Source organism: Knoellia pratensis, assembly GCF_042666395.1.
In the GTDB taxonomy this organism is placed as follows: domain Bacteria; phylum Actinomycetota; class Actinomycetes; order Actinomycetales; family Dermatophilaceae; genus Knoellia; species Knoellia pratensis.
Map to the genome: position 1 here is coordinate 625,185 of NZ_JBHTDJ010000001.1, position 20,054 is coordinate 645,238.

Here is a 20,054-nt window from a genome sequence, read left to right on the forward strand (position 1 = left end):
GTGGGATGGGGGCATGGCGCACAAGAACGGGCACTCGGACGGCTCGGCGACCCCGGAACTCCTGACCGGCCTGCGCACTGCCCTGCGCGCCAAGGACTTCACCGAGTTCCTGGTCATCGCCTCGGTCCTGGGCGATGCCGGGCGGGACTACGACGCCCAACCGGCACCGGAGGGCTGGGCATCGTTTGTCGACAGCATGATCGAGGTCAACTACGCCGAGACGACCGCGCTGCTCCATGTCATCGCCGCCACGACTCCTGACGACATCGAGCGTCGTCACATTCGTCGAGCGCTCGCGACCCGACGCCAGCCAACACCCACGACCGTCACCGGGCTCGCCGAAGCGCAGGTGGACGCTGCGTACTTCATGGGCGACGAACTCGGCGACGGCGACAACGTCATCCTCGGCATCACGTGGCCGACGGGGGAGCGTGCCACCGCTGTGGCCTACATCGACCACAACATGGGGACGATCGTCAAGGACGGCTTCTTCATCGGCGAACCTGTGGAGGCCATCGTCGATCGCTTCATCCAGATCGCCCGGGAGGCCGGTGACCGCTCAGTGACCCCTGTCCCCACTGATCTCGCCGACTCCCGCGCACGCATCGAGCAGGGCCTCGCCAACCTCGACGACTTCCTGCCGGACTGGGAACAGGACGGCTGGCCGTTGTGCCGCTCACTCCTCGAATTCTTCGTCCGCACGCTCCCTGCGGGAGGGACGGGGTATGCCGGCCACGCGGCATACGACGTCGACGTCACCGAGCTTGTCGAGACTTTCCTCAACTCGCTGGAGGCGAGGTCGCTCAGCTCGACGAGACCGACGAGGGACGCGGCGGCGGCCTTGTTGGAGTTCGCTGTGGACCATTCCGGCGACGCCCTGCGATGGAGCCCGGTGTCCGTCGAGGTGTGTCTCGTGAACGAGCTGCCACTGGACCCAGAGCTCACCGAGCAGGCCCTCGACGCCGTCCCTGATGTTTTGCCGGCGCTGGTTCGCTACGCCCACCGAGAGCTGCGGATCAGCCCTGGCGGAACGACCGAGACTCTGCAGTCCGTCACGAGGTGGCTACCCAGGTTCCAGCTCATCCGTGGCCTCGGCGCCAACTCGGCGGTGCGCGACTACAAGGCGCACTTGGCCGCGGCGAGGACCGGGCCCTACGGCCCCGCGAACCGTGCGCAGCTCGTCGAGACCCTGGGCAGTGAGGCTGCGGTCGACGCCCTCGACGACGTGCCGCTGCCCGACGAACCGCTCGATCTCGACGGCATCACCGGCGAGGCCCGCGACCGGGTGCTCGCCATCGCCGTCCACCTCGACCGACTGATCGACGAGGGACCGTTCGACGCGCTCGGCGTGGAGTTCAGGACCGCGTGCCGACGATTCCTCACCGGCGTGGCCCGCCATGATCCCGACGTCGTGACACGAAGGTCGAAGGACGCCAACACGGCGGCCGCCATTGCCTGGCTCCTCGCCCGCGCGAACGACCTCATCGGGGAACCGCCGTCGCGGTTGCGCGCCGGCGAACTCTGGTCCTTCTTCGCCGTGTCGTCGCCACCGTCGACGCGAGCAGAAACCCTCGCCCGCACCTACACGAACGGCAGGACTCGCAGCACCACTGACGCACTTGGGGATCCCGCGCTGCTCGTCGGTCGATATCGACGTCGCCTCCTCGAGCTGCGCGAGGAGTGCTGGCCGGTCGAGACATGAATGTCACGCCTGACCCGCCTGCCAGGCCTCCCACGTCGAGAATGAGGCGTGCCGTCAGGGCGGTCATCCTGGCCGACCATGACCGAGTCCTGTTGTGCCGCTTCAGTTTTCCGCATCCAGCCGTACCGGCGGGCGCCACGGTCGTGTGGGCGGCCCCCGGCGGTGGAATTGAACCCGGTGAACTCCCGCTGGCGGCGCTGCGCCGGGAGCTGCTCGAGGAGACAGGGCTCGTCCTGGACGCCGACCCGCCTCACGTCTGGCACCAGGAGGTCGCCGCTCCCGGCTTGGCGGACAGCTACGACGGGTTGGTCAACGACTACTTCCTTGTCCGCACCGTTGGATTCGATCCCCGCGGAGCACTCTCCGACGACGCCCTCGCCGGCGAGTACATCAGCGGTTGGCGGTGGTGGCGGCAGGAAGACATCGCGAAGTACGCCGGACCCGACCTGTTCTCGCCGCGTGACATCGCCACACCGCTGCTGGCGCTGATCGCGGGAGAGCTCCCGGACCCGCCCCTGATGCTCGGCCTGTGACGGCTGTCAGGGGTTCGGCATACGTTCTCGTTCGGGCTCACTGCTGTCGCCGTCTCGGGATATCGCTCGCTGCGTGATGTCGTCGTGCCGCTGCACGGCCTTGACGTCGTCACCGGCGCGAACGGATCGGGCAAGTCGAGCCTCTATCGCAGCCTCCGGCTGCTCGCGGGCTGCGGCTGCGGCGATGCCATCGGCACCCTGGCGCGCGAGGGTGGCCTGCAGTCAGCACTGTGGGCTGGTCCGGTCAGCCTGAGTGGTGCGCGAAAATCGGGGTATGCCGTCGAGGGGACGGTGCGCAAGGGTCCGATCAGTCTGCGGTTGGGGTTCACGACCGAGGACTTCGGCTATCTCGTCGACCTCGGCCTTCCGCCCCAGGGCTCGGGGTCCGACGGAGGTGGCTCGGCGTTCCTGCGCGATCCCGAGATCAAGCGCGAGATCGTCTGGGCAGGGCCGGTGATGCGGCCCAATACCGTTCTCGTGCGCCGTCGTTGGGGCACGGTCGAGGCGCGTTGGACTGGAGACGGCCCTGACATCGCACGGGACTCGGACTGGTACGCAGGCAGGGACGAGGGGTGGGAGTCCGATCCCGAACCGATCGAGCCGTCTGCGACCAAGCGCCCGGGATGGGCCCGGCTCACCCAGTCCCTCCGACCGTGGGAGTCGATGCTCACCGAGGTCGCCGACCCTGACCGCGCGCCAGAGTTGCTGCAGGTGCGGCGACTCATCCAGGGGTGGCGGTTCTATGACGGCTTCCGGGCCGACGCAGCGGCGCCAGCGCGACAGGCCCACATCGGCACCCGAACCCCGGTCCTCGCGGACGACGGTGCCGATCTCGCCGCAGCGCTCCAGACCATCCGCGAGAACGGGCGGTCAGGCCTCGATGCTGCCGTGGCCGACGCCTTCCAGGGCGCGACGCTCGACGTCCCCGTCGTCGACGGGCGCTTCGACGTCCACCTCCACCAGCCGGGGATGTTGCGACCCCTCTCTGCCGCCGAGCTGTCCGATGGGACCCTGCGCTACCTCTGTCTCGTCGCCGCGTTGCTCACGGTCGACCCGCCGCCCCTCATGGTGCTCAACGAGCCCGAGACCTCACTCCACCCCGACCTGCTGCCACCCCTGGCCCGGCTCATCACCGTTGCGGCTGAACGCAGCCAGATCATGGTGGTGTCGCACTCGGAAACCCTCGCGCAACTGCTCCGCGTGCGCGACGACGACGAAGAGGACGACGACGGAGATGATGGCGACGAGGAGCGCACGATCGGGCTGGGCTCACCGGCTCGTCGCGTGACCCTCGTCAAGGACCTCGGCGAGACCTTCGTCGAGGGTCAGGGACTGCTCACCACCCCGACCTGGAACTGGGGCAGTCGCCGCTAGTCATCTGCCGTCGTGACTCGCCGAGGGCGCTCGGCGTGCTCACCCGCCTGCATCTTGGGCGAGATGGGGCGAGTTCTGTTTGACTCAATGGACTCGCAGCGGTTTCGCAGCGGGGTTTGGGACGTGGTGTGCCATGCAGGTTGGTCGGCGCGCGAAATGACCCAGACAAGCGAGCGGGGGCTGGTGGGCATGAGCGTTGTTTCAGGGTCCTCACACCCCGATCATGAGTAGAACCGGGAGAACTGACATGACAGACCATCACGAATCGTCCATGCCCAGTCGACGGATCATCCTGAGCGGGGGTGCAACGGTCGCCGGACTTGCCATCGGTGGCATCGTCGGAGCGCCAGCAGCTATGGCCGCGTCGTACGTGCGGCCCGTGAAGAACCCCACCGCGCACCCGATCACGGCCCAGTGGAGGCAGCCCGGCGACTGGGCGGCCGGATACCACACCGGCGTCGACATCGGCTGCCCCATCGGCACGCCGGTCTACGCGACCATCGCCGGCGATTGCCGCACCGGCCGGGCGAACTGGGGCTCCGCGTACGGCACCATGATCCTGATCAACGACAACGTGGACGGCTCGGACTGGGGCTACTGCCATCTGTCGAGGAGAGTGGTGAGCGACGGTCAGGCTGTCGCCACCAACCAGCTGATCGGCTACTCCGGCAACACCGGGAACACCACCGGCCCGCACCTGCACCTGGAGCGACGCCCGCGCTACGGCGGTTACGGATCGGACAAGAACCCCAACCTGTGGCCCTGACCCAGAGGTGATGCCCAGCCACGAGGGTCGAGACTGTTCGGCGTGGTGAACCGACCCGTGGCAGGTGAGGACCTCCGGGTGACGTGTGGACTGCGAAAGTCCCACGCCACCCGGAGGTTCTCCCGTTCCACGTCTGGCGACCGAGTGGCAACCGACCGCGACGGGCTACCCGTCCGTATCCCGGGATGGCTCTTGTCGAAGCGGCCGGGATCGTCACACTTGTGATCTGGATCACAAGTGCGCAACGCCAATGTCGCCGTTCGCGCGGTCCCGTCCCTGACCGCCGAACCCAGGAGCCTCATGGCCCCCGCCCTCCACCCTGCCGTCGCCCAGGTCACCGCATCGGTGACCGAACGCAGTCGTGCCAGCCGCACGGCATACCTTCAACGCCTTTCGCGCGCGGCCTCCGAGCTGAGCCTGCGCCCTGCCCGCACCGACCTCGGGTGCTCCAACCTCGCCCACGCCGTCGCCGCATGTGGTGGCGCCGACCGCACCACGATGGCGGCCGACACCGGTGTGAGCCTGGGGATCATCACCTCCTACAACGACATGCTGTCGGCCCACGCGCCCTTCGAGCACTACCCGAACTCCATGAAGCAGACCGCCCGCGAGGTCGGCGCCGTCGCCCGCGTTGCTGGCGGAGTGCCCGCGATGTGCGACGGCATCACCCAAGGGCGAGCGGGCATGGAGCTCAGCCTCTTCAGCCGCGACGTCATCGCCATGTCGGCAGCGATCGCCCTGTCACACGACGTGTTCGACGGCGTCCTCATGCTCGGCGTCTGCGACAAGATCGTGCCCGGGCTCGTTGCCGGTGCGCTCTCGTTCGGTCACCTCCCGACCGCGCTCGTCCCCGCCGGACCGATGGCGAGCGGACGCTCCAACGCCGACAAGGCCGAGACCCGCAAGGCGTATGCCGCGGGCGAGGTCGGTCGCGACGAACTGCTCCAGAGCGAGGTCGCGTCCTACCACTCGGCGGGCACCTGCACGTTCTATGGCACCGCCAACTCCAACCAGATGCTCATGGACGTCATGGGGCTCCACCTGCCCGGGGCCGCGTTCGTCCACCCGGATGACCCGCTGCGTGACGCGCTCACCGCCGCCACCACGGTCCGCATTGCCGAGATCGCCGCGTCGGACACGCCCTACGGCATCGGCCAGATCGTCGACGAGAAGGCGGTGATCAACGGTGTCGTCGCCCTGCTGGCCACCGGTGGTTCGACGAACCACACGATGCACCTCATCTCGATGGCGGCGGCCGCCGGGATCGACCTCACGTGGGAGGACTTCGACGTCCTGTCGTCGGCCGTCCCCTCCATCGCCCGGATCTATCCCAACGGCACCGCCGACGTGAACCACTTCCACGCGGCCGGCGGTACCCCGTTCCTCGTGAGCACCCTGCTCGACAACGGGCTCCTCCACGAAGACGTCCTGACGGTTGCCGGGCCGGGGCTTCGCCGCTACACGCAACGTCCGACGATCATCGACGGACAGCTTGAGTTTCTCGACGCCGCAACCGAATCCAGAGACCCGTCCGTCCTTCGCGAAGCCCACGACCCATTCACGGTCGACGGCGGACTGCGCGTTCTCGGCGGCACCCTGGGGCACGCCGTCATCAAGGTTTCCGCGGTCAAGGACGAGCACCGGGTCATCGAGGCTCCGGCCCGCGTCTTCACCGACCAGGTCGGCTTCCTGCAGGCATTCTCGCGTCGCGAGCTCGACCGCGACGTCATCGTGGTGATCCGCGAGCAGGGCCCCAGCGCCAACGGGATGCCCGAACTGCACGCGCTCACCCCCTCTCTCGGTGTCCTGCAAAAGCGTGGGTATGCCGTGGCTCTCGTGACCGATGGACGGATGAGTGGCGCTTCGGGAGCCATTCCGGCGGCCATCCACGTGACCCCCGAGTCGGTGCACGCCGGGCCGATCTCGAAGATCCACGATGGCGACGTCATCCGGGTCGACTCGCTCACCGGACGGCTCGATGTGCTCGTCGACGAGGACGAGTTCGCCGCCAGGGTTCCGTCGCCGCGCGTCAGCGCAGTGGGGACGGGCACGGGGCGTGAGCTGTTCGCACCCATGCGCGCCGCCGTCGGTCGCGCCGACGAGGGCGCCCACATCTTCGGCAACCTCGGTCACGTCTGGGACCAGAGCGATGCCGCACCGTTCGTCAGCAGCGAGGAGAACCGATGACCACCACCACATCCACCACCACATCCACCACCGCGTCGAGCTCCACCCGGCCCGTGATCGCGAGCGCTGACGACGTGCTCGACCTTGCCCCGGTCATCCCGGTCGTCGTCGTGGACTCGGTCGAGCAGGCGGTGCCGCTGGCCCGCGCCCTGGTGCGCGGCGGCATACCCGTCATCGAGATCACGCTGCGCAGCTCAGCCGGCCTCGGCGCGATCGAGGCCGTCGCTTCCCAGGTCGAGGGCATGGTCGTCGGAGCCGGCACGGTCGTGACCCCGGAGCAGGTGCAGCAGGTCAAGGACGCCGGTGCCCAGTTCATCGTCACGCCGGGATCGCCGCCGCGCCTGCTGGATGCCGCGCTCGCCAGCGGCCTACCGCTCCTCGCTGGGGCCGGGACCCTCACCGAGATGCTGACCCTGGCCGAAGCCGGGCTCACGGCGATGAAGTTCTTCCCGGCGGAGGCCAGCGGTGGACGCCCCTACCTGTCTGCGGTGAGCGGGCCGTGCCCGCAGCTGCGGTTCTGCCCGACTGGCGGCATCACCCCCGAGACGGCGGCCGCCTGGCTGGACCTGCCCAACGTCGGGTGCGTCGGCGGCTCGTGGCTCACGCCGAAAGATGCTGTGGCACAGGGTGACTGGGGCCGGATTGAGACGCTTGCTTCCGAGTCGGCAGCCCTGCGCCACGGCTGACCGAGTCCACCGGCTCCCCCCGCGGTGCAGACTCAGCGTCGCGGGGGGAGGATGGCGCCGCGCGCGACGGCGAGGACCGCGATGACCTCCACCGCTTCCGGATTCACGTGCTCGACGTCTTCGGGAGGGATCCCGGCGGCATGGAAGACCCAGGCGCCCGGGGCGGCCCCGTAGCGCGCGATGATGTCGGTCGTCGTCTCGGTGCCGGATTCGGGGATCGTGGACCAGGTGGCGCAGACCCACCCGATCGCGTCGTGAACGATCAGCTCTGCGGGGAGCGAGGCGAGCACGGTGACGAGGTGGTCCAGGCTCGCGTGGGGGTCGGGTGCCATCGGCTCCCCGGCCCACAGGTTGCGAGTGGCTTCGAACGCCGCGAGGTCTGCCCGAGGAATGTCCAGGGCCGCCAGGAGGTCGTCGATGGGCACGCTCGAGCCGCCGTGCTCGTGCGCGGCGAACCCCTGCGCGTGATCGCGAAGCAGACTGCCGCCCGGCAGCTGCTGGTCCCCGTCACGGTCACACACGAGGAGCGAGTGTGCCAAACGTGCAGGTGAAGCGCACATCCACCCGGATCCCTGGCCCGAGTCAGGGCGTGAGGGTGAGGCGCATGACCCAGCGCCACTTCGCGATCTTGCGGTCTCGCTCGAAGCCGAACTCCTCGAAAAGACTCTCCGGCCCGGTGTGGAAGAAGGCTCCGCGCTGCGGCCCACGCTCCTCGACCTGCTCGGGATAGGCCTCGACCACGCCACCGCCGCCCGCCCGGATCTCGTCCAGCACCGCCGTGACCGCCGCCCGCGCAACACCGTGACCCCGGTGCTTGCTGCCGGTGAAGATGCACCCGATCCGCCAGTCCGGCAGGTCCGTCGCGTCCTTCTCATAGACCTTCTTGTTCTTGATGTTGGGCAGTTCCACCGGGCTCCCGAACTGGCACCAGCCCACGCACTGCTCACCGGCATACACGAGCATCTGATGCACGGTGCCGGCGCGGACGTGAGCCTGCTTGGCGGCGCGGTTGCCGCTGACACTCGGGCTGTCGCCGAAGCCTTCGGGGTGGAAGCCCATGCACCAACAACCGCCCCACACACCGTTGTTCGCCTCGACGAGGGCAGCGAAGTCGTCCCACGTCTCGGGGGTCAGCAACCGCGTCGTGTACTCGTCCACTGTGGGTCCGAGTCAGAGGCCGAGGAGCGCTTCGCTGCGCTCCCACAGGCCCTGCGCCAGCGCGGCGTCCTTGACCTGGGGGTTGATCTTGCCGGGTTTGTTGTTCTCGTAGTAGCGACCCGACTCCCACGTCTCACCCGGGATGCCGGCCGCGAGCCACGTGAGTCGCCCGCCGCCCGACTCGACGCCGGTCAGCAGCCGCGCCAGGGGGGTGCGATAGACGAATCGCATCAGGCTGGGCGTGTCGTTGGCGAAGTTCGTGCGGATGACGCCCGGGTGGAAGGCCACGGCGTTGACGCCTTGGTCGTGGAAGCGTCGGTGCAGCTCGACGGTGAACAGCACGTTGGCGAGCTTGCCGTCGCCGTAGGCCTTGTTGGCGCTCCAGCTGCGGGCGTTGTCGAGGTCCTCGAGGTCGATGTTGCCGAAGAGGCGGTGCGCGGCGCTGGAGGTCTGGATGACCGTCGCGTCGGACTCGACGAGGCGGTCCATGAGGAGGTGGGTGAGCAGGAAGGGGGCGAGGTGGTTGACCTGGAAGGTCTTGTCGAACCCGTCCTTCGTGCTCTCCTGACCAAAGAGCCCGCCCGCATTGTTGGCGAGCACGTCGATGCGCGGATAGGCGGTCAGCAGCTCCTCGGCGAGCGTGCGGACCTGGTCGAGGTCGGCGAAGTCGGCCACGTGCGACGGGGCGTTGAGCTGCGAGGCCACGGCCGCGGTCTTCTCCGGCGAACGCCCGACCAGGACGACCTGGTGTCCCAGAGCCTGCAGCTGGCCAGCGGCAGCGGCACCGATGCCGTCGCTCGCTCCGGTGATGACGATGGTCTGCTGCTCAGTCATGAGCTACCTCGTGGTGTGGTTGGAGTGGGCCGGGACCTCTGAATGGTCGTGGTTCGAGCCGGAGGTTCCGACTGTTTCACACGGTTCACCAGAGGATGGCGACGCCCGGTGCTCTGCCGAACTGGGGGTCACGGCTGACCAGGGTCATGGACTCGACCAGGCTCTGCGCTGCCAGCATCCGGTCGAAGCGATCACGGTGATCCCAGTTCAATTGTCCGGATAACAGGGCGTGCTCGGATGAGATGGGCAGTTCCCGCGCTCCGAGGTCTCGTAGGTGATGCGACCAACCAGCTGTGATGGCCTCGACCCCGGGCAGTTTGCCGAGGCGCTGCTTGGTCGCGATCTCCCAGGCAGACGCAGCTGAGACCCAGACGTCCGTCGCGCGATCCGAGAGGGCCTCCCGTGAAGCGCCGCCGAGTCGTGCCGGGTTTGTGAGGGCCCACAGGAGGGCATGGGTGTCGAGCAGGACTTTCATGTCGAGGTCATTCCGAGTCGTCCCAGGCGCCGAGTTCGGCCTCGGTCAAATCGTCGAAGAAGGAATCGGGGACAGTCCAGGGCACGAAGCCGAGTTGGCGCGGCTCGGTCGAGATCGCGACGAGTCGAGCCACAGGCACGTTGCCGCGCGCGATCACGACGTCCTCCCCGGCTTCGACCTCGCGCAGGAGATCGGACAGGTGGGTCTTGGCCTCGAGCACTTTGACCGTCCGCATGCCCTCAAGAGTAAGTTGGTCAGCCGCCTTGGTCAACCTCGCTTCAGACCGCACGAAGGTGGCGCTCCTCGCCACCGATGTGGGGGCTCATGGCCCGCTCGACGGTCCATCACCCCGGCCCATCCGTGCGGAGTCACCATGGAGACGTCGGAGTCGAAGCCGTCGCGGGAATGGTTCGAGTACCGCCAGTCACGCAGGCAGGAGCCACTCGTCGCGCGAATCGATGGTCCGCCCCTGCCGGCAGACGACGGTGATGAACACGGACGTGTAGCCGGCGTGCCGTGCCGATGAATCCGGGTGCCCCGCCCCTCGTCGAGCACCTGAAGTCCCGCGCGAGATCGACTTTCACCTCGAGTGGTCTGTGGCGGTGCGACTGGCAGCCCTGCCCCGATGGTTGCTGCCTGACGTGGCAGGAGATCGAGAAGTCCAACACGGCAACTCTGGAGCTGACCTACCTCATCGATCACTTTTTGCGGCCGGGCGCCCACGCACGCACTGACGGGAGGGCCGACTTCGCTGCCTTCACCTTCGACCACGCCATCAACGGAACCATTGCGGCCGAGCGCGGAGACACTCGCAAACTCTTCCTGATCCAAGCCCGCGACAACGAGATCATCGAGCACACCCTCGTGCCGGGAATGCCCGACTGGTACTGACCTGGACGGACAATGGCGCTGTCCTCTCGACCTCAAGGAGCTCAGACGTGATTCTGCCGAAGGTCAGGGATCCCCGACTCGTCACGATCCGGCGTGGCGGGAGCCTCACGAACGCCGACCACCACCTCCTCGCACTGTGGGCCGCCTCGTGCGCCGAGCATGTCCTCGACCTCTTCGAGTCGGAGCAACCCGGCGACGACCGACCGCGTCAGGCCATCGAGCACGCGCGCGACTGGGTGCGCGGCGAGGTCCCGATGATGGTGGCGCGAGCCTCCGGTGGCCACGCCATGGGTGCCGCGCGACCGTTGCGTGGTGCGGCACGTTTCGCGGCGTATGCCGCCGGGCAGGCCGCCTGCGTCGCTCACGTTCCCGAGCACGACCTGGGCGCCGCGGCATACGCGATCAAGGCGGTGGGCGAGGCGGCTCCGCCTGACGGGAGGAAGGAGGCGATGCGACGCGAATGCGGCTGGCAGCGGGATCAGCTCCCCGATGCGATCCGCGACCTCGTCCTCGAGGACCAGCGTCGGCGCAACGACATCTGCTGGTCCGTCTTCGACGTCTGACCGATCACCCACGGCTGGGCGCGGCCAGGGCTAGCGTCGTCACCGTGAGAGCAGTCGTGCAGGACCACTACGGGCCGACCTCCGACCTGCGCTGCGTGGACCTGCCCGTGCCGGTGCCCGGGCCCGACGAGGTGCTCGTGCAGGTCCACGCCGCCTCCGTGCACCCGGACGTGTGGCACGTCATCACCGGGCGGCCAGCCGTCCTGCGGCTCATGGGGTCCGGTGTCCGCACCCCCAAGCAGCGGATACCCGGCTCGGACTTCGCGGGCACGGTGACGGCCGTCGGCGCCAATGTGACATCGATTGCGCTGGGCGACAACGTCTTTGGCGAATCCCTGCCCGTGATCCAGTGGATCAACGGCGGGACCTGGGCGGAGTTCGTGGCCGTCCGCCAGGACCGGCTGCTGCCGATGCCGACCAGTCTCTCGTTCGAGCAGGCCTGCACCCTCCCGACTGCCGGGATCATCGCGCTGCAGACCGCACGCGAGAACGGCAAGGTCGCCGCCGGGGATCGCGTCCTGGTCAACGGGGCAGCGGGAGGCGTGGGGTTGCTGTGCGTGCAGATCGCGAAAGCCGACGGCGCCATCGTGACCGCCGTGGACGGACCCGACAAGCAGGACCTGCTTCGCGACGCAGGTGCCGACCACGTCATCGACTACACGAGCGAGGACTTCACGCTCGGCGACGCGTCCTACGACGTCATCCTCGACATCCCGGGCAACCACACCTTCGCGCAGATCCGTCGCGTGCTGGCCCTCGACGGCACCTACGTCATCGTGGGCCACGACCAGTACGGCCGTGAGGGGCGGGCTGTGCTCGGCAGCATCCCCAAGGTCTTCGCCCTCATGGCCAGGGCCCGCTTCAACCCTCAGATCCCCCGGCCCAGCTTCCGCAGCCGCCCCAAGCTCGAGTACCTCCGCGCCCTCAAGGAACTCGCCGACGCCGGACACGTCCGCGCGGTCGTCGACAGCACCTTCCCCCTCGAGGAAGCGTCGGCGGCCCTCGACCACTTGGCCTCGGGTCGCGCTCGCGGTCGGGTCGTCCTCACGACGGTCAGCTGAGCTGGTCCCCGTCAGGGGCGATCGCTCTCCACGCCGACCTGATGTGCGCCTCGGTCAGGCGGGCGGCAGCGTCGGCGTCGCCGCGCACCACCGCGGCGTGGATCTCCTCGTGGTCGTGGCGCAGTCGTGGCGCGACGTCGTCCCAGGACGTGAGGTCGCGGAAGCGGTCAAGGATCGGCAGGCGCATCGACTCGCGGATCGCAGCGGTGAGGTCGGTCGCGAGGCGGTTGCCGGCGGCCGCTGCGAGCGCCACGTGGAACTCGGTGTCGCGCTCGTTGAACTCGGCTCGGTCGATTCCCGGGGCGGCCATGTCGTCGAGGAGTCCGCGAAGGGTCGCCAGGTCTTCTGCGGACGCGTGGGCGGCGGCCAGCCTGGCACTCAACCGCTCGAGGGAGACCCGGACCTCGATGACGTCCGGCAGAGGAAAGTTCGCCAGCGCGACATGGAGGCGCAACAGCCGACTCAGGGCGCGCGAGGGGACCGAGGTGATGACCGTGCCCCCGGCAGCACCGGCCCCGACCGAGGAGTGCACGACACCCTGCGCCTGCAGGGTTCGGACCGCCTCACGCACGGCGGCGCGGCTCACCTCGAGCGATGCCGCGAGCTCGCGCTCGGCCGGCAGTCGGTCGCCGACGTGGAGGCGTCCTTCGAGGATCTGGGTGTCGACCCAGGCGAGGACGACCTCGAAGGCCCGGGGTCCTCGAGGGCTCGCAACGTCGCGGGTGCTGGCCATGGCGTGAAGCATGCCAGCCGGCAGGACGTCGGTGAATCTCATGGTCAGACCTCTTGACGCGGCTCTGCGGCACGCCCTAGTTTCGAGCAATGATCAATGGTCAGACCATTGCCTTTGCTTGGATGTTGCCATGACGGCAACGCAGCCTGGGACCTCGGACCTCAGGGTTGCCCTCTTCGCGACGTGCTTCAACGACACGATGTGGCCCGAGACCCCGAAGGCCACCGTGCGACTCCTGGAGCGGCTCGGCGTCACGGTCGAGTTCCCGATGGGGCAGACCTGTTGCGGTCAGATGCTGACGAACACGGGGTATGCCGGTGAGGCCGTTCCGCTCGTCGCTCGCTTCGTCGACGTGTTCGGGGACTACGACGCCGTCGTCGCTCCGTCGGGGTCGTGCGTCGGGTCGGTCCGGGACCAGCACCCGATGATTGCCCACCTCGCGGGCGACCCGGGCCTGGCCTCCGAGGTCGAGCGGGTCTCGCCCAAGGTCCACGAGCTGTCGGAGTTCCTCGTCGACGTGCTCGGGGTGACCGACGTGCGCGCATATTTCCCGCACCGCGTCACCTATCACCCGACCTGCCACTCACTGCGAATGCTGCGCGTGGGTGACCGCCCACTCCAGCTCCTGCGAGCCGTCGAGGACATCGACCTCGTCGAGCTCCCCGGTGCCGAGGAGTGCTGCGGTTTCGGCGGGACCTTCGCGATGAAGAACGCCGACGTATCCGTCGCCATGGGCACCGACAAGGCAGCCCACGTCACCGAGACCGGAGCCGACGTCCTCGTCGCCGGCGACAACTCCTGCCTGGCGCACATCGGTGGGATCCTCGGAAGGCAACGGTCCGGCATACGCCGCCTGCATCTTGCAGAGATCCTGGCCTCGACCAAGGAGAACCCGGCATGAGCACCCCACGAAGTTCTTCCCCCGCTGCGCTCCTCCAGATACTTCGCGGGGACCCCGCATGAGCACCCCACGAAGTTCTTCCCCCGCTGCGCTCCTCCAGATACTTCGCGGGGACCCCGCATGAGCACCCCACCGGTCCAGAAGACGTCGCCGGCCTTCGTCGGGATGCCGAAGTTCCCGACGGCTGCTCGGGAGGCGCTGGCCAACACCCAGCAGCGGACGAACCTGCGCAACGCCACCCACACGATCCGGGAGAAGCGCGCGGCAGTCGTCGCCGAGGTGCCCGAGTGGGAGGCCCTGCGGGTCGCCGGGGCCGCGGCCAAGGACGAGGCGCTGCACCACCTGGGTGACTACCTGGAGCAGGTCGAGGCGTCGTTGACCGCCAACGGTGCGATCGTCCACTGGGCCAGGGATGCCGACGAGGCGAATCAGATCGTCATCGACATCGCGCGGTCCAAGGAGGTCGACGAGGTCGTCAAGGTCAAGTCCATGGCGACCCAGGAGATCGAGCTCAACGAGGCCCTGGGGGCTGCCGGGATCAGCGCCTGGGAGACCGACCTCGCCGAGCTCATCGTCCAGCTGTTCGGTGACCGGCCGAGCCACATCCTCGTGCCGGCGATCCACCGCAACCGCACCGAGATCCGCGACGTGTTCCTGCGCGAGATGGCCACGTTCGGGCGCCCCGCACCCGAGGACCTCACCGACGATCCGGCCCGGTTGGCCGAGGCGGCACGTCTGCACCTGCGCGAGAAGTTCCTGCGCGCGAAGGTTGCGGTGTCGGGTGCCAACTTCGCCATCGCGGACACCGGGACACTCGTCGTCGTCGAGTCCGAGGGCAACGGCCGCATGTGCCTGACCCTGCCCGAGACCCTCATCTCCGTGGTCGGGATCGAGAAGGTCCTGCCGACGTGGGACGACCTCGCACCCATGCTCCAGCTGCTTCCGCGCTCGAGCACGGGGGAGCGGATGAATCCCTACACGACCATGTGGTCCGGGGTGCACGAGGGTGACGGGCCACAGGAGGTGCACGTCATCCTCCTCGACAACGGGCGCAGTCACGTGCTCGCGGATTCCCTGGGGAGACAGGCGCTTCGATGCATCCGATGCTCGGCCTGCCTCAATGTCTGCCCCGTCTATGAGCGCACGGGTGGTCACGCCTATGGCTCCGTCTATCCGGGGCCGATCGGTGCCGTGCTCAACCCGCAGCTGCGGGGGACGGCGAGTGAGGTCGACCAGTCCCTGCCCTATGCCTCGAGCCTGTGTGGCGCCTGCTTCGATGCCTGCCCCGTGCGGATCAACATCCCCGAGCTGCTCGTCGAGCTGCGTGGCACCGTCGCCCAGCAAGGCGGGCACCGCGCCGAGTCCGCCGCGATGAAGGCGGCCGCCTGGGTGCTGTCCGACCCCAAGCGGTTGGCCGTCGCCCAGAAGGGTGCGACGACCGCTGGCAGACTCATCGGCAAGCGCACGGTCCGCTCCGTCCCGGGCCTGGGCGCCTGGACCGACGCACGCGACGTGCCGACGCCACCCAAGGAGACCTTCCGCCAGTGGTGGGTCCGCGAGCACGATGGACGCGAGGGGGACGAGTCATGAGTCTGGCCACGAACCCCACGACGAGTGCGCGCGCCGAGATCCTCGCCAACGTCCGCTCGGCGACGGCCGACATCACGACCGAACCCCGACTTCGTGCCCCGCACGGACACGACGATCCGCGCGGAGCGCGTCCGCACGTGTCCGTGCGGGGCACGAAGTCGCTTCCCCGTGGGGAGACGCTGGACCTGCTGGCGGAGAACGTTGCCGACTATCGGGCCACCGTCCTGCGCGTCCCCGAGGCAGAGGTGGGCGCCGCCATCGTGGGCGCCCTGCGCGCCGTCGACGCCTCCTCCGTGGTCCTGCCCACCGGGCTCGACGACGAGTGGCAGCAGGCCGTTCGAGAGGCCTTCGACGTGGTCGCCGAGTCAGGGTCGACGACCCTGGTCCTCGACTCGGTCGACGCCGTGGTGACGGGATCGGCGGTCGGCATCGCCACGACGGGCACGATCGTCCTCGACCACGGACCCGACCAGGGTCGCCGCGCGCTGACGCTGGTCCCCGACACCCACGTGTGCGTCATCCGCGACGCCCACGTGGTCCACGACGTGCCCGAAGCGGTGGCGCGACTGCGCACTGCGACAGGTCAGCAACGGGCGCTCACGTGGATCAGCGGTCCCAGCGCCACGAGCGACATCGAGCTGCAACGCGTCGAAGGTGTCCATGGCCCGCGCAACCTCGTGGTCATCATCGTCGCAACCGAAATCGTTGCAAAGGAACCGGTATGACCACGGCCCCGGAGACCACGCCCGTCTTCTTCGTCGCGGGAGGCACGGGCATCTCGGCCGAGACCCTGGGCAACCTCATGCTGGCGCAGTTCCCCGGGCTGACCTTCACCCGGCGCAAGATTCCCTTCATCACGACGATCGAGCACGCTCGGTCCGTGCTGGCGCAGATCGACGGCGCGATGACCGAGACGGTGACACCGCTCGTGTTCTCCACCGTGACCGACGCTGCGATCCGGCAGGAGCTGCAGGAGACCAAGGCCGCCTTCATCGACCTCTTCGGGTCACACCTCGACACCGTTGAGCGGGTGCTCCACGTCAACGCCACCCACAACACGATGGCCCTGCACGGGGTCGGTGACACCGGCCGCTACGACCTGCGGATGAAGGCCATCGAGTTCGCGATGGAGCACGACGACGGTGCCAGCCTGCGCAACCTCGAGCAGTCCGACCTCATTCTCGTCGCCCCGTCGCGGTGCGGGAAGACGCCCACGTCGATGTACCTCGCCCTCCAACACGGGCTCAAGGTCGCGAACTATCCCCTGGTGCCCGAGGACTTCGAGACCGAAGCCCTGCCCCGACCGATCGCCCAGCTCGCCGACAAGTGTTTTGGTCTGCTCTCCACACCGGTTCGCCTCAGTCAGGTGAGAAACGAACGCAGACCCGGTTCGACCTATGCCACGCTCGCCCAGTGCAGCTTTGAGCTGCGGCGGGCCGAGACGATGTACAGAGCGCATCGCATCCCCTCGATCAACTCCGCCAAGATGTCCGTCGAGGAGATGGCAGCCGTGATCATGCAGAGCAGCCGGCTGCCTGACCTCGGCTGACGCTGAACTGCTACTGCCGCACCGACGAAAGGGACCATCATGACCGCCACCACACAGGGGCCCGCCGGTTCGTCGGGTTCACCCAGCGCGAACATTGCGTGGTTCGCCGAGCTCGGCCTCGGCGATGTCGAGCACGTCGGTGGCAAGAACGCCTCCCTCGGCGAGATGGTCCAGCACCTGTCCAAGGCCGGGGTCCGCGTGCCCGACGGCTTCGCAACGACCGCCGATGCCTACCGCCGCTTCCTCTCCCACGAGGGTCTCGCCGACCGCATCAACGGCATCCTCGATGAGCTCGACGTCGAGGACACGCGGGCGCTCGCCGCGGCCGGCGCCGACATTCGCCACGCGGTCGAGGAGCAGCCCTTCCCGTCCGACCTCGAGAACGAGATCCGGACGGCATACACCAAGCTTGTCGGCGACACGGGCGACGAGGTGAGCTGGGCCGTGCGCTCGAGCGCGACAGCAGAGGACCTGCCCGACGCGAGCTTCGCCGGGCAGCAGGAGACCTTCCTCAACGTGCGCGGCATCGACAACATCCTGCTGGCGATCAAGAGGGTCTTCGCCTCGCTCTACAACGACCGCGCGATCTCCTACCGCGTGCACAGCAACTTCGACCACGAGTCGGTCGCGCTCTCGGCCGGCATCCAGCGCATGGTGCGCTCCGACATCGGTGCGTCCGGCGTCATGTTCACGATCGACACCGAGTCCGGCTTCTCCGATGCGGTGTTCATCACGAGCAGCTACGGCCTCGGCGAGGCGGTCGTCCAGGGCGCCGTGAACCCGGACGAGTTCTACGTCTACAAGCCCGCGCTGCGTGCCGGCCGCCCGGCGATCCTCAAACGCGGCGTCGGCAGCAAGGCGACCAAGATGGTCTACACCGACGACGCCGAGGTCGGCCGCTCGATCGACTTCGTGGACGTCGACCCGGCCGACAGCGCCCGACTCAGCCTCACCGACGCCGAAGTCACCGAGCTCGCCGAACACGCCCTCAAGATCGAGGAGCACTACGGCCGCCCGATGGACATCGAGTGGGGCAAGGACGGCGTCGACGGCGGCATCTACATCCTCCAGGCGCGTCCCGAGACGGTGAAGTCGCGCCAGTCCGGCTCGACCCTCCGGCGCTTCCGCATGGACGAGGGTGGCGGCGACGTGGTTGTCGAGGGTCGCGCGATCGGGCAGAAGATCGGCGCTGGAGCGGTGCGCGTCCTTGCCACCCCCGAGGCCATGCACGACTTCCAGGCCGGCGAGGTCCTCGTCGCCGACATGACGGACCCCGACTGGGAGCCGGTCATGAAGCGCGCCAGCGCGATCGTCACCAACCGCGGCGGACGCACCTGTCACGCCGCGATCATCGCCCGCGAGCTCGGCATCCCGGCCGTCGTCGGCACCGGCAACGCGACCCGCGAGCTCGCCGACGGACGCGAGGTCACCGTGTCGTGCGCCGAGGGTGACACCGGCTTCGTCTACGACGGGCTGCGCGAGTTCTCGGTCACCGAGACCGAGCTCGACGACATGCCCGACGTGCCCGTCAAGATCATGATGAACGTCGGCACTCCTGAGCAGGCTTTCGAGTTCTCTCGCCTGCCACACAGGGGAATTGGGCTCGCCCGCCTTGAGTTCATCATCAACCGTCAGATCGGGATCCACCCTCGCGCGCTCCTCGAGCTCGACGACCAGGAACCCGAACTCAAGGCCGAGATCGAGAGTCTCATCGCGGCATACGCCTCGCCTCGCGACTTCTTCGTCAAGCGCGTCGCAGAGGGCATCTCGATGCTTGCGGCAGCCTTCGCGCCGGAACCGGTCATCGTCCGGATGAGTGACTTCAAGTCGAACGAGTATGCCGGCCTGCTCGGTGGCGCTCGCTACGAACCTCACGAGGAGAACCCGATGATCGGGTACCGCGGGGCGGCGCGCTACCTGTCCGCCGACTTCGCGGAGTGCTTCGCCATGGAGGCGGAGGCGTTGAAGCTGGTGCGGGATGACATGGGCCTGACCAACGTCAAGGTGATGATCCCGTTCGTCCGGACCATCGCCGAGGCCGAGGGTGTCATCGACCTGCTCGGCCAGCACGGCCTCGTGCGCGGCGAGAACGACCTGCAGGTCGTCATGATGTGCGAGGTTCCGTCCAATGCCGTTCTGGCGGATGCGTTCCTCGACCACTTCGACGGGTTCTCGATCGGGTCCAACGACCTCACCCAGCTCACGCTCGGCCTCGACCGCGACTCGTCCCTCGTGGCCGGAAGCTTCGACGAGCGCGACCCTGCGGTGAAGAAGATGCTGAGCATGGCGATCGAGGCGTGCAAGGCGCGGGGCAAGTACATCGGGATCTGCGGGCAGGGCCCCTCGGACCACCCCGACCTCGCCGACTGGCTTCTCGACCAGGGCATCGAGTCCATGTCGCTCAACCCGGACACGGTCGTCGACACCTGGCTGCGCCTGGCCAAGCACGCGGGCTGAGGCGACCTCCGGAGGAGTTGGGCTCCGGCTACTTCGCGATGCCGCGGAGGATGACGCCCAGACCTGCTTCGAAGGACGCGATCCGGTCTTTCGGAGCAGGTCCCACGTGTGCCGGATCGGCGGCCCGTAGCTGCTCATCGGTCTGCTCCAGCGCGACCGAACCGAGCACGTGGGCGACGACGAGATCGGTGACCGCGGAAAGCGACTCGGTGGCCACACCGGCGAGGCCCAGCAGGCGGGTCACCTCCCTGATGGGAACCACGGAACTGGGCGCAGCGGCATACGCCATGGAGACGACCTCGGACCCGTCGGGGACCGCGGCGACGGTGGCCCGCACGGATCTCAGCAGGGCGGTCAGTGCCTCTGCGGGCGGCAGGTCGGGCGCCGGCAGCGGGACCTGTGACACCAGGGTGTCGGCGACCTCGACGAGCAGCTCCTGTTTGCTCGCGAGGTGCCAGTACAGCGCCCCCGGTTGGACGTCGAGCTCGCGCGCAAGTCGCCGCATCGAGAGGTCGGCCAGGCCGTAGCGGCGCAGGAGGTCCAGGGCGGTCACGACGATCTGCTCGCGTGAGAGTGCCACCCATCGCCTCCTGG

Annotated in this window: 21 protein-coding genes; 14 read left to right on the forward strand and 7 right to left on the reverse strand. The window is 68.4% G+C overall.

Features of this window, described 5'->3' with window-relative positions; translation table 11 throughout:
- Positions 1-13 precede the first annotated feature (13 nt).
- The 6 genes from ACFQRE_RS02840 to eda all read left to right on the forward strand — a co-directional run bounded on the left by ACFQRE_RS02840 (position 14) and on the right by eda (position 7,248).
- Positions 14-1,702, forward strand: a complete 1,689-nt coding sequence (locus ACFQRE_RS02840) for a hypothetical protein (RefSeq protein WP_380118679.1) — start codon at positions 14-16, stop codon at positions 1,700-1,702.
- Between the two features lie 41 nt (positions 1,703-1,743).
- Positions 1,744-2,235 carry an NUDIX hydrolase gene (locus tag ACFQRE_RS02845; RefSeq protein ID WP_380118681.1) on the forward strand — a complete coding sequence of 164 codons (492 nt, stop codon included), beginning with the start codon at positions 1,744-1,746 and terminating at the stop codon, positions 2,233-2,235.
- An 84-nt stretch (positions 2,236-2,319) separates the two neighbouring features.
- Positions 2,320-3,609 (forward strand): AAA family ATPase, encoded by a 1,290-nt coding sequence (locus ACFQRE_RS02850; protein ID WP_380118683.1) that lies wholly within the window; start codon positions 2,320-2,322, stop codon positions 3,607-3,609.
- Positions 3,610-3,880: 271 nt separating this feature from the next.
- Positions 3,881-4,375 (forward strand): M23 family metallopeptidase, encoded by a 495-nt coding sequence (locus ACFQRE_RS02855; RefSeq protein ID WP_380118685.1) that lies wholly within the window; start codon positions 3,881-3,883, stop codon positions 4,373-4,375.
- A gap of 300 nt (positions 4,376-4,675) precedes the next feature.
- On the forward strand, positions 4,676-6,562 hold the full coding sequence (gene edd, locus ACFQRE_RS02860) for a phosphogluconate dehydratase (RefSeq protein WP_380118687.1): 1,887 nt from the start codon (positions 4,676-4,678) through the stop codon (positions 6,560-6,562).
- Positions 6,559-7,248, forward strand: coding sequence for a bifunctional 4-hydroxy-2-oxoglutarate aldolase/2-dehydro-3-deoxy-phosphogluconate aldolase (gene eda / locus ACFQRE_RS02865; protein ID WP_380118689.1), 690 nt, complete (start codon positions 6,559-6,561; stop codon positions 7,246-7,248). Before edd ends, eda begins: the two co-directional genes overlap by 4 nt.
- Before the next feature lie 32 nt (positions 7,249-7,280).
- Here the strand turns inward: eda and ACFQRE_RS02870 are convergent, their stop codons facing one another.
- The 5 genes from ACFQRE_RS02870 to ACFQRE_RS02890 all read right to left on the reverse strand — a co-directional run bounded on the left by ACFQRE_RS02870 (position 7,281) and on the right by ACFQRE_RS02890 (position 9,950).
- Positions 7,281-7,769 carry a hypothetical protein gene (locus tag ACFQRE_RS02870; protein ID WP_380118691.1) on the reverse strand — a complete coding sequence of 163 codons (489 nt, stop codon included), beginning with the start codon at positions 7,767-7,769 and terminating at the stop codon, positions 7,281-7,283.
- A gap of 61 nt (positions 7,770-7,830) precedes the next feature.
- Positions 7,831-8,406 carry a GNAT family N-acetyltransferase gene (locus ACFQRE_RS02875; protein ID WP_380118693.1) on the reverse strand — a complete coding sequence of 192 codons (576 nt, stop codon included), beginning with the start codon at positions 8,404-8,406 and terminating at the stop codon, positions 7,831-7,833.
- Positions 8,407-8,418: 12 nt separating this feature from the next.
- Complete coding sequence (locus tag ACFQRE_RS02880; protein WP_380118695.1) at positions 8,419-9,240, reverse strand: SDR family NAD(P)-dependent oxidoreductase; 822 nt, start codon at positions 9,238-9,240, stop codon at positions 8,419-8,421.
- A gap of 85 nt (positions 9,241-9,325) precedes the next feature.
- Positions 9,326-9,715 carry a type II toxin-antitoxin system VapC family toxin gene (locus ACFQRE_RS02885; protein ID WP_380118697.1) on the reverse strand — a complete coding sequence of 130 codons (390 nt, stop codon included), beginning with the start codon at positions 9,713-9,715 and terminating at the stop codon, positions 9,326-9,328.
- A gap of 7 nt (positions 9,716-9,722) precedes the next feature.
- Positions 9,723-9,950 carry a type II toxin-antitoxin system Phd/YefM family antitoxin gene (locus ACFQRE_RS02890; protein WP_380118699.1) on the reverse strand — a complete coding sequence of 76 codons (228 nt, stop codon included), beginning with the start codon at positions 9,948-9,950 and terminating at the stop codon, positions 9,723-9,725.
- A gap of 281 nt (positions 9,951-10,231) precedes the next feature.
- Between ACFQRE_RS02890 and ACFQRE_RS02895 the strand changes: the two genes are divergently transcribed.
- From ACFQRE_RS02895 to ACFQRE_RS02905, 3 genes are read left to right on the forward strand one after another with little or no spacing between them, the layout of a single operon-like run.
- A complete protein-coding gene (locus ACFQRE_RS02895; protein ID WP_380118702.1) occupies positions 10,232-10,606 on the forward strand; it encodes a hypothetical protein in 375 nt (124 codons plus the stop codon).
- Positions 10,607-10,653: 47 nt separating this feature from the next.
- Positions 10,654-11,169 carry a putative immunity protein gene (locus ACFQRE_RS02900; protein ID WP_380118704.1) on the forward strand — a complete coding sequence of 172 codons (516 nt, stop codon included), beginning with the start codon at positions 10,654-10,656 and terminating at the stop codon, positions 11,167-11,169.
- A gap of 44 nt (positions 11,170-11,213) precedes the next feature.
- A complete protein-coding gene (locus ACFQRE_RS02905; RefSeq protein WP_380118706.1) occupies positions 11,214-12,230 on the forward strand; it encodes an NAD(P)-dependent alcohol dehydrogenase in 1,017 nt (338 codons plus the stop codon).
- On the opposite strand, the gene ACFQRE_RS02910 is transcribed toward ACFQRE_RS02905, so the two are convergent.
- Positions 12,223-13,005 (reverse strand): FadR/GntR family transcriptional regulator, encoded by a 783-nt coding sequence (locus ACFQRE_RS02910; protein WP_380118709.1) that lies wholly within the window; start codon positions 13,003-13,005, stop codon positions 12,223-12,225. The two genes, ACFQRE_RS02905 and ACFQRE_RS02910, sit on opposite strands and share 8 nt — an antisense overlap.
- Before the next feature lie 88 nt (positions 13,006-13,093).
- On the opposite strand from ACFQRE_RS02910, the gene ACFQRE_RS02915 reads away from it, so the two are divergent.
- The 5 genes from ACFQRE_RS02915 to ppsA all read left to right on the forward strand — a co-directional run bounded on the left by ACFQRE_RS02915 (position 13,094) and on the right by ppsA (position 19,460).
- Positions 13,094-13,864: a (Fe-S)-binding protein gene (locus ACFQRE_RS02915; protein WP_380118711.1), complete on the forward strand. Its 771-nt coding sequence runs from the start codon at positions 13,094-13,096 to the stop codon at positions 13,862-13,864.
- Between the two features lie 120 nt (positions 13,865-13,984).
- Positions 13,985-15,454 (forward strand): LutB/LldF family L-lactate oxidation iron-sulfur protein, encoded by a 1,470-nt coding sequence (locus ACFQRE_RS02920; RefSeq protein WP_380118714.1) that lies wholly within the window; start codon positions 13,985-13,987, stop codon positions 15,452-15,454.
- Positions 15,451-16,179, forward strand: a complete 729-nt coding sequence (locus ACFQRE_RS02925; RefSeq protein ID WP_380118717.1) for a LutC/YkgG family protein — start codon at positions 15,451-15,453, stop codon at positions 16,177-16,179. Before ACFQRE_RS02920 ends, ACFQRE_RS02925 begins: the two co-directional genes overlap by 4 nt.
- On the forward strand, positions 16,176-17,003 hold the full coding sequence (locus ACFQRE_RS02930) for a pyruvate, water dikinase regulatory protein (RefSeq protein WP_380118719.1): 828 nt from the start codon (positions 16,176-16,178) through the stop codon (positions 17,001-17,003). Before ACFQRE_RS02925 ends, ACFQRE_RS02930 begins: the two co-directional genes overlap by 4 nt.
- A 39-nt stretch (positions 17,004-17,042) precedes the next feature.
- A complete protein-coding gene (ppsA, locus tag ACFQRE_RS02935) occupies positions 17,043-19,460 on the forward strand; it encodes a phosphoenolpyruvate synthase (RefSeq protein ID WP_380118721.1) in 2,418 nt (805 codons plus the stop codon).
- A gap of 28 nt (positions 19,461-19,488) precedes the next feature.
- Here the strand turns inward: ppsA and ACFQRE_RS02940 are convergent, their stop codons facing one another.
- The gene (locus tag ACFQRE_RS02940) at positions 19,489-20,040 is read right to left on the reverse strand and encodes a TetR/AcrR family transcriptional regulator (RefSeq protein ID WP_380118723.1); all 552 of its coding nucleotides are present in this window, start codon (positions 20,038-20,040) and stop codon (positions 19,489-19,491) included.
- Positions 20,041-20,054 lie beyond the last annotated feature (14 nt).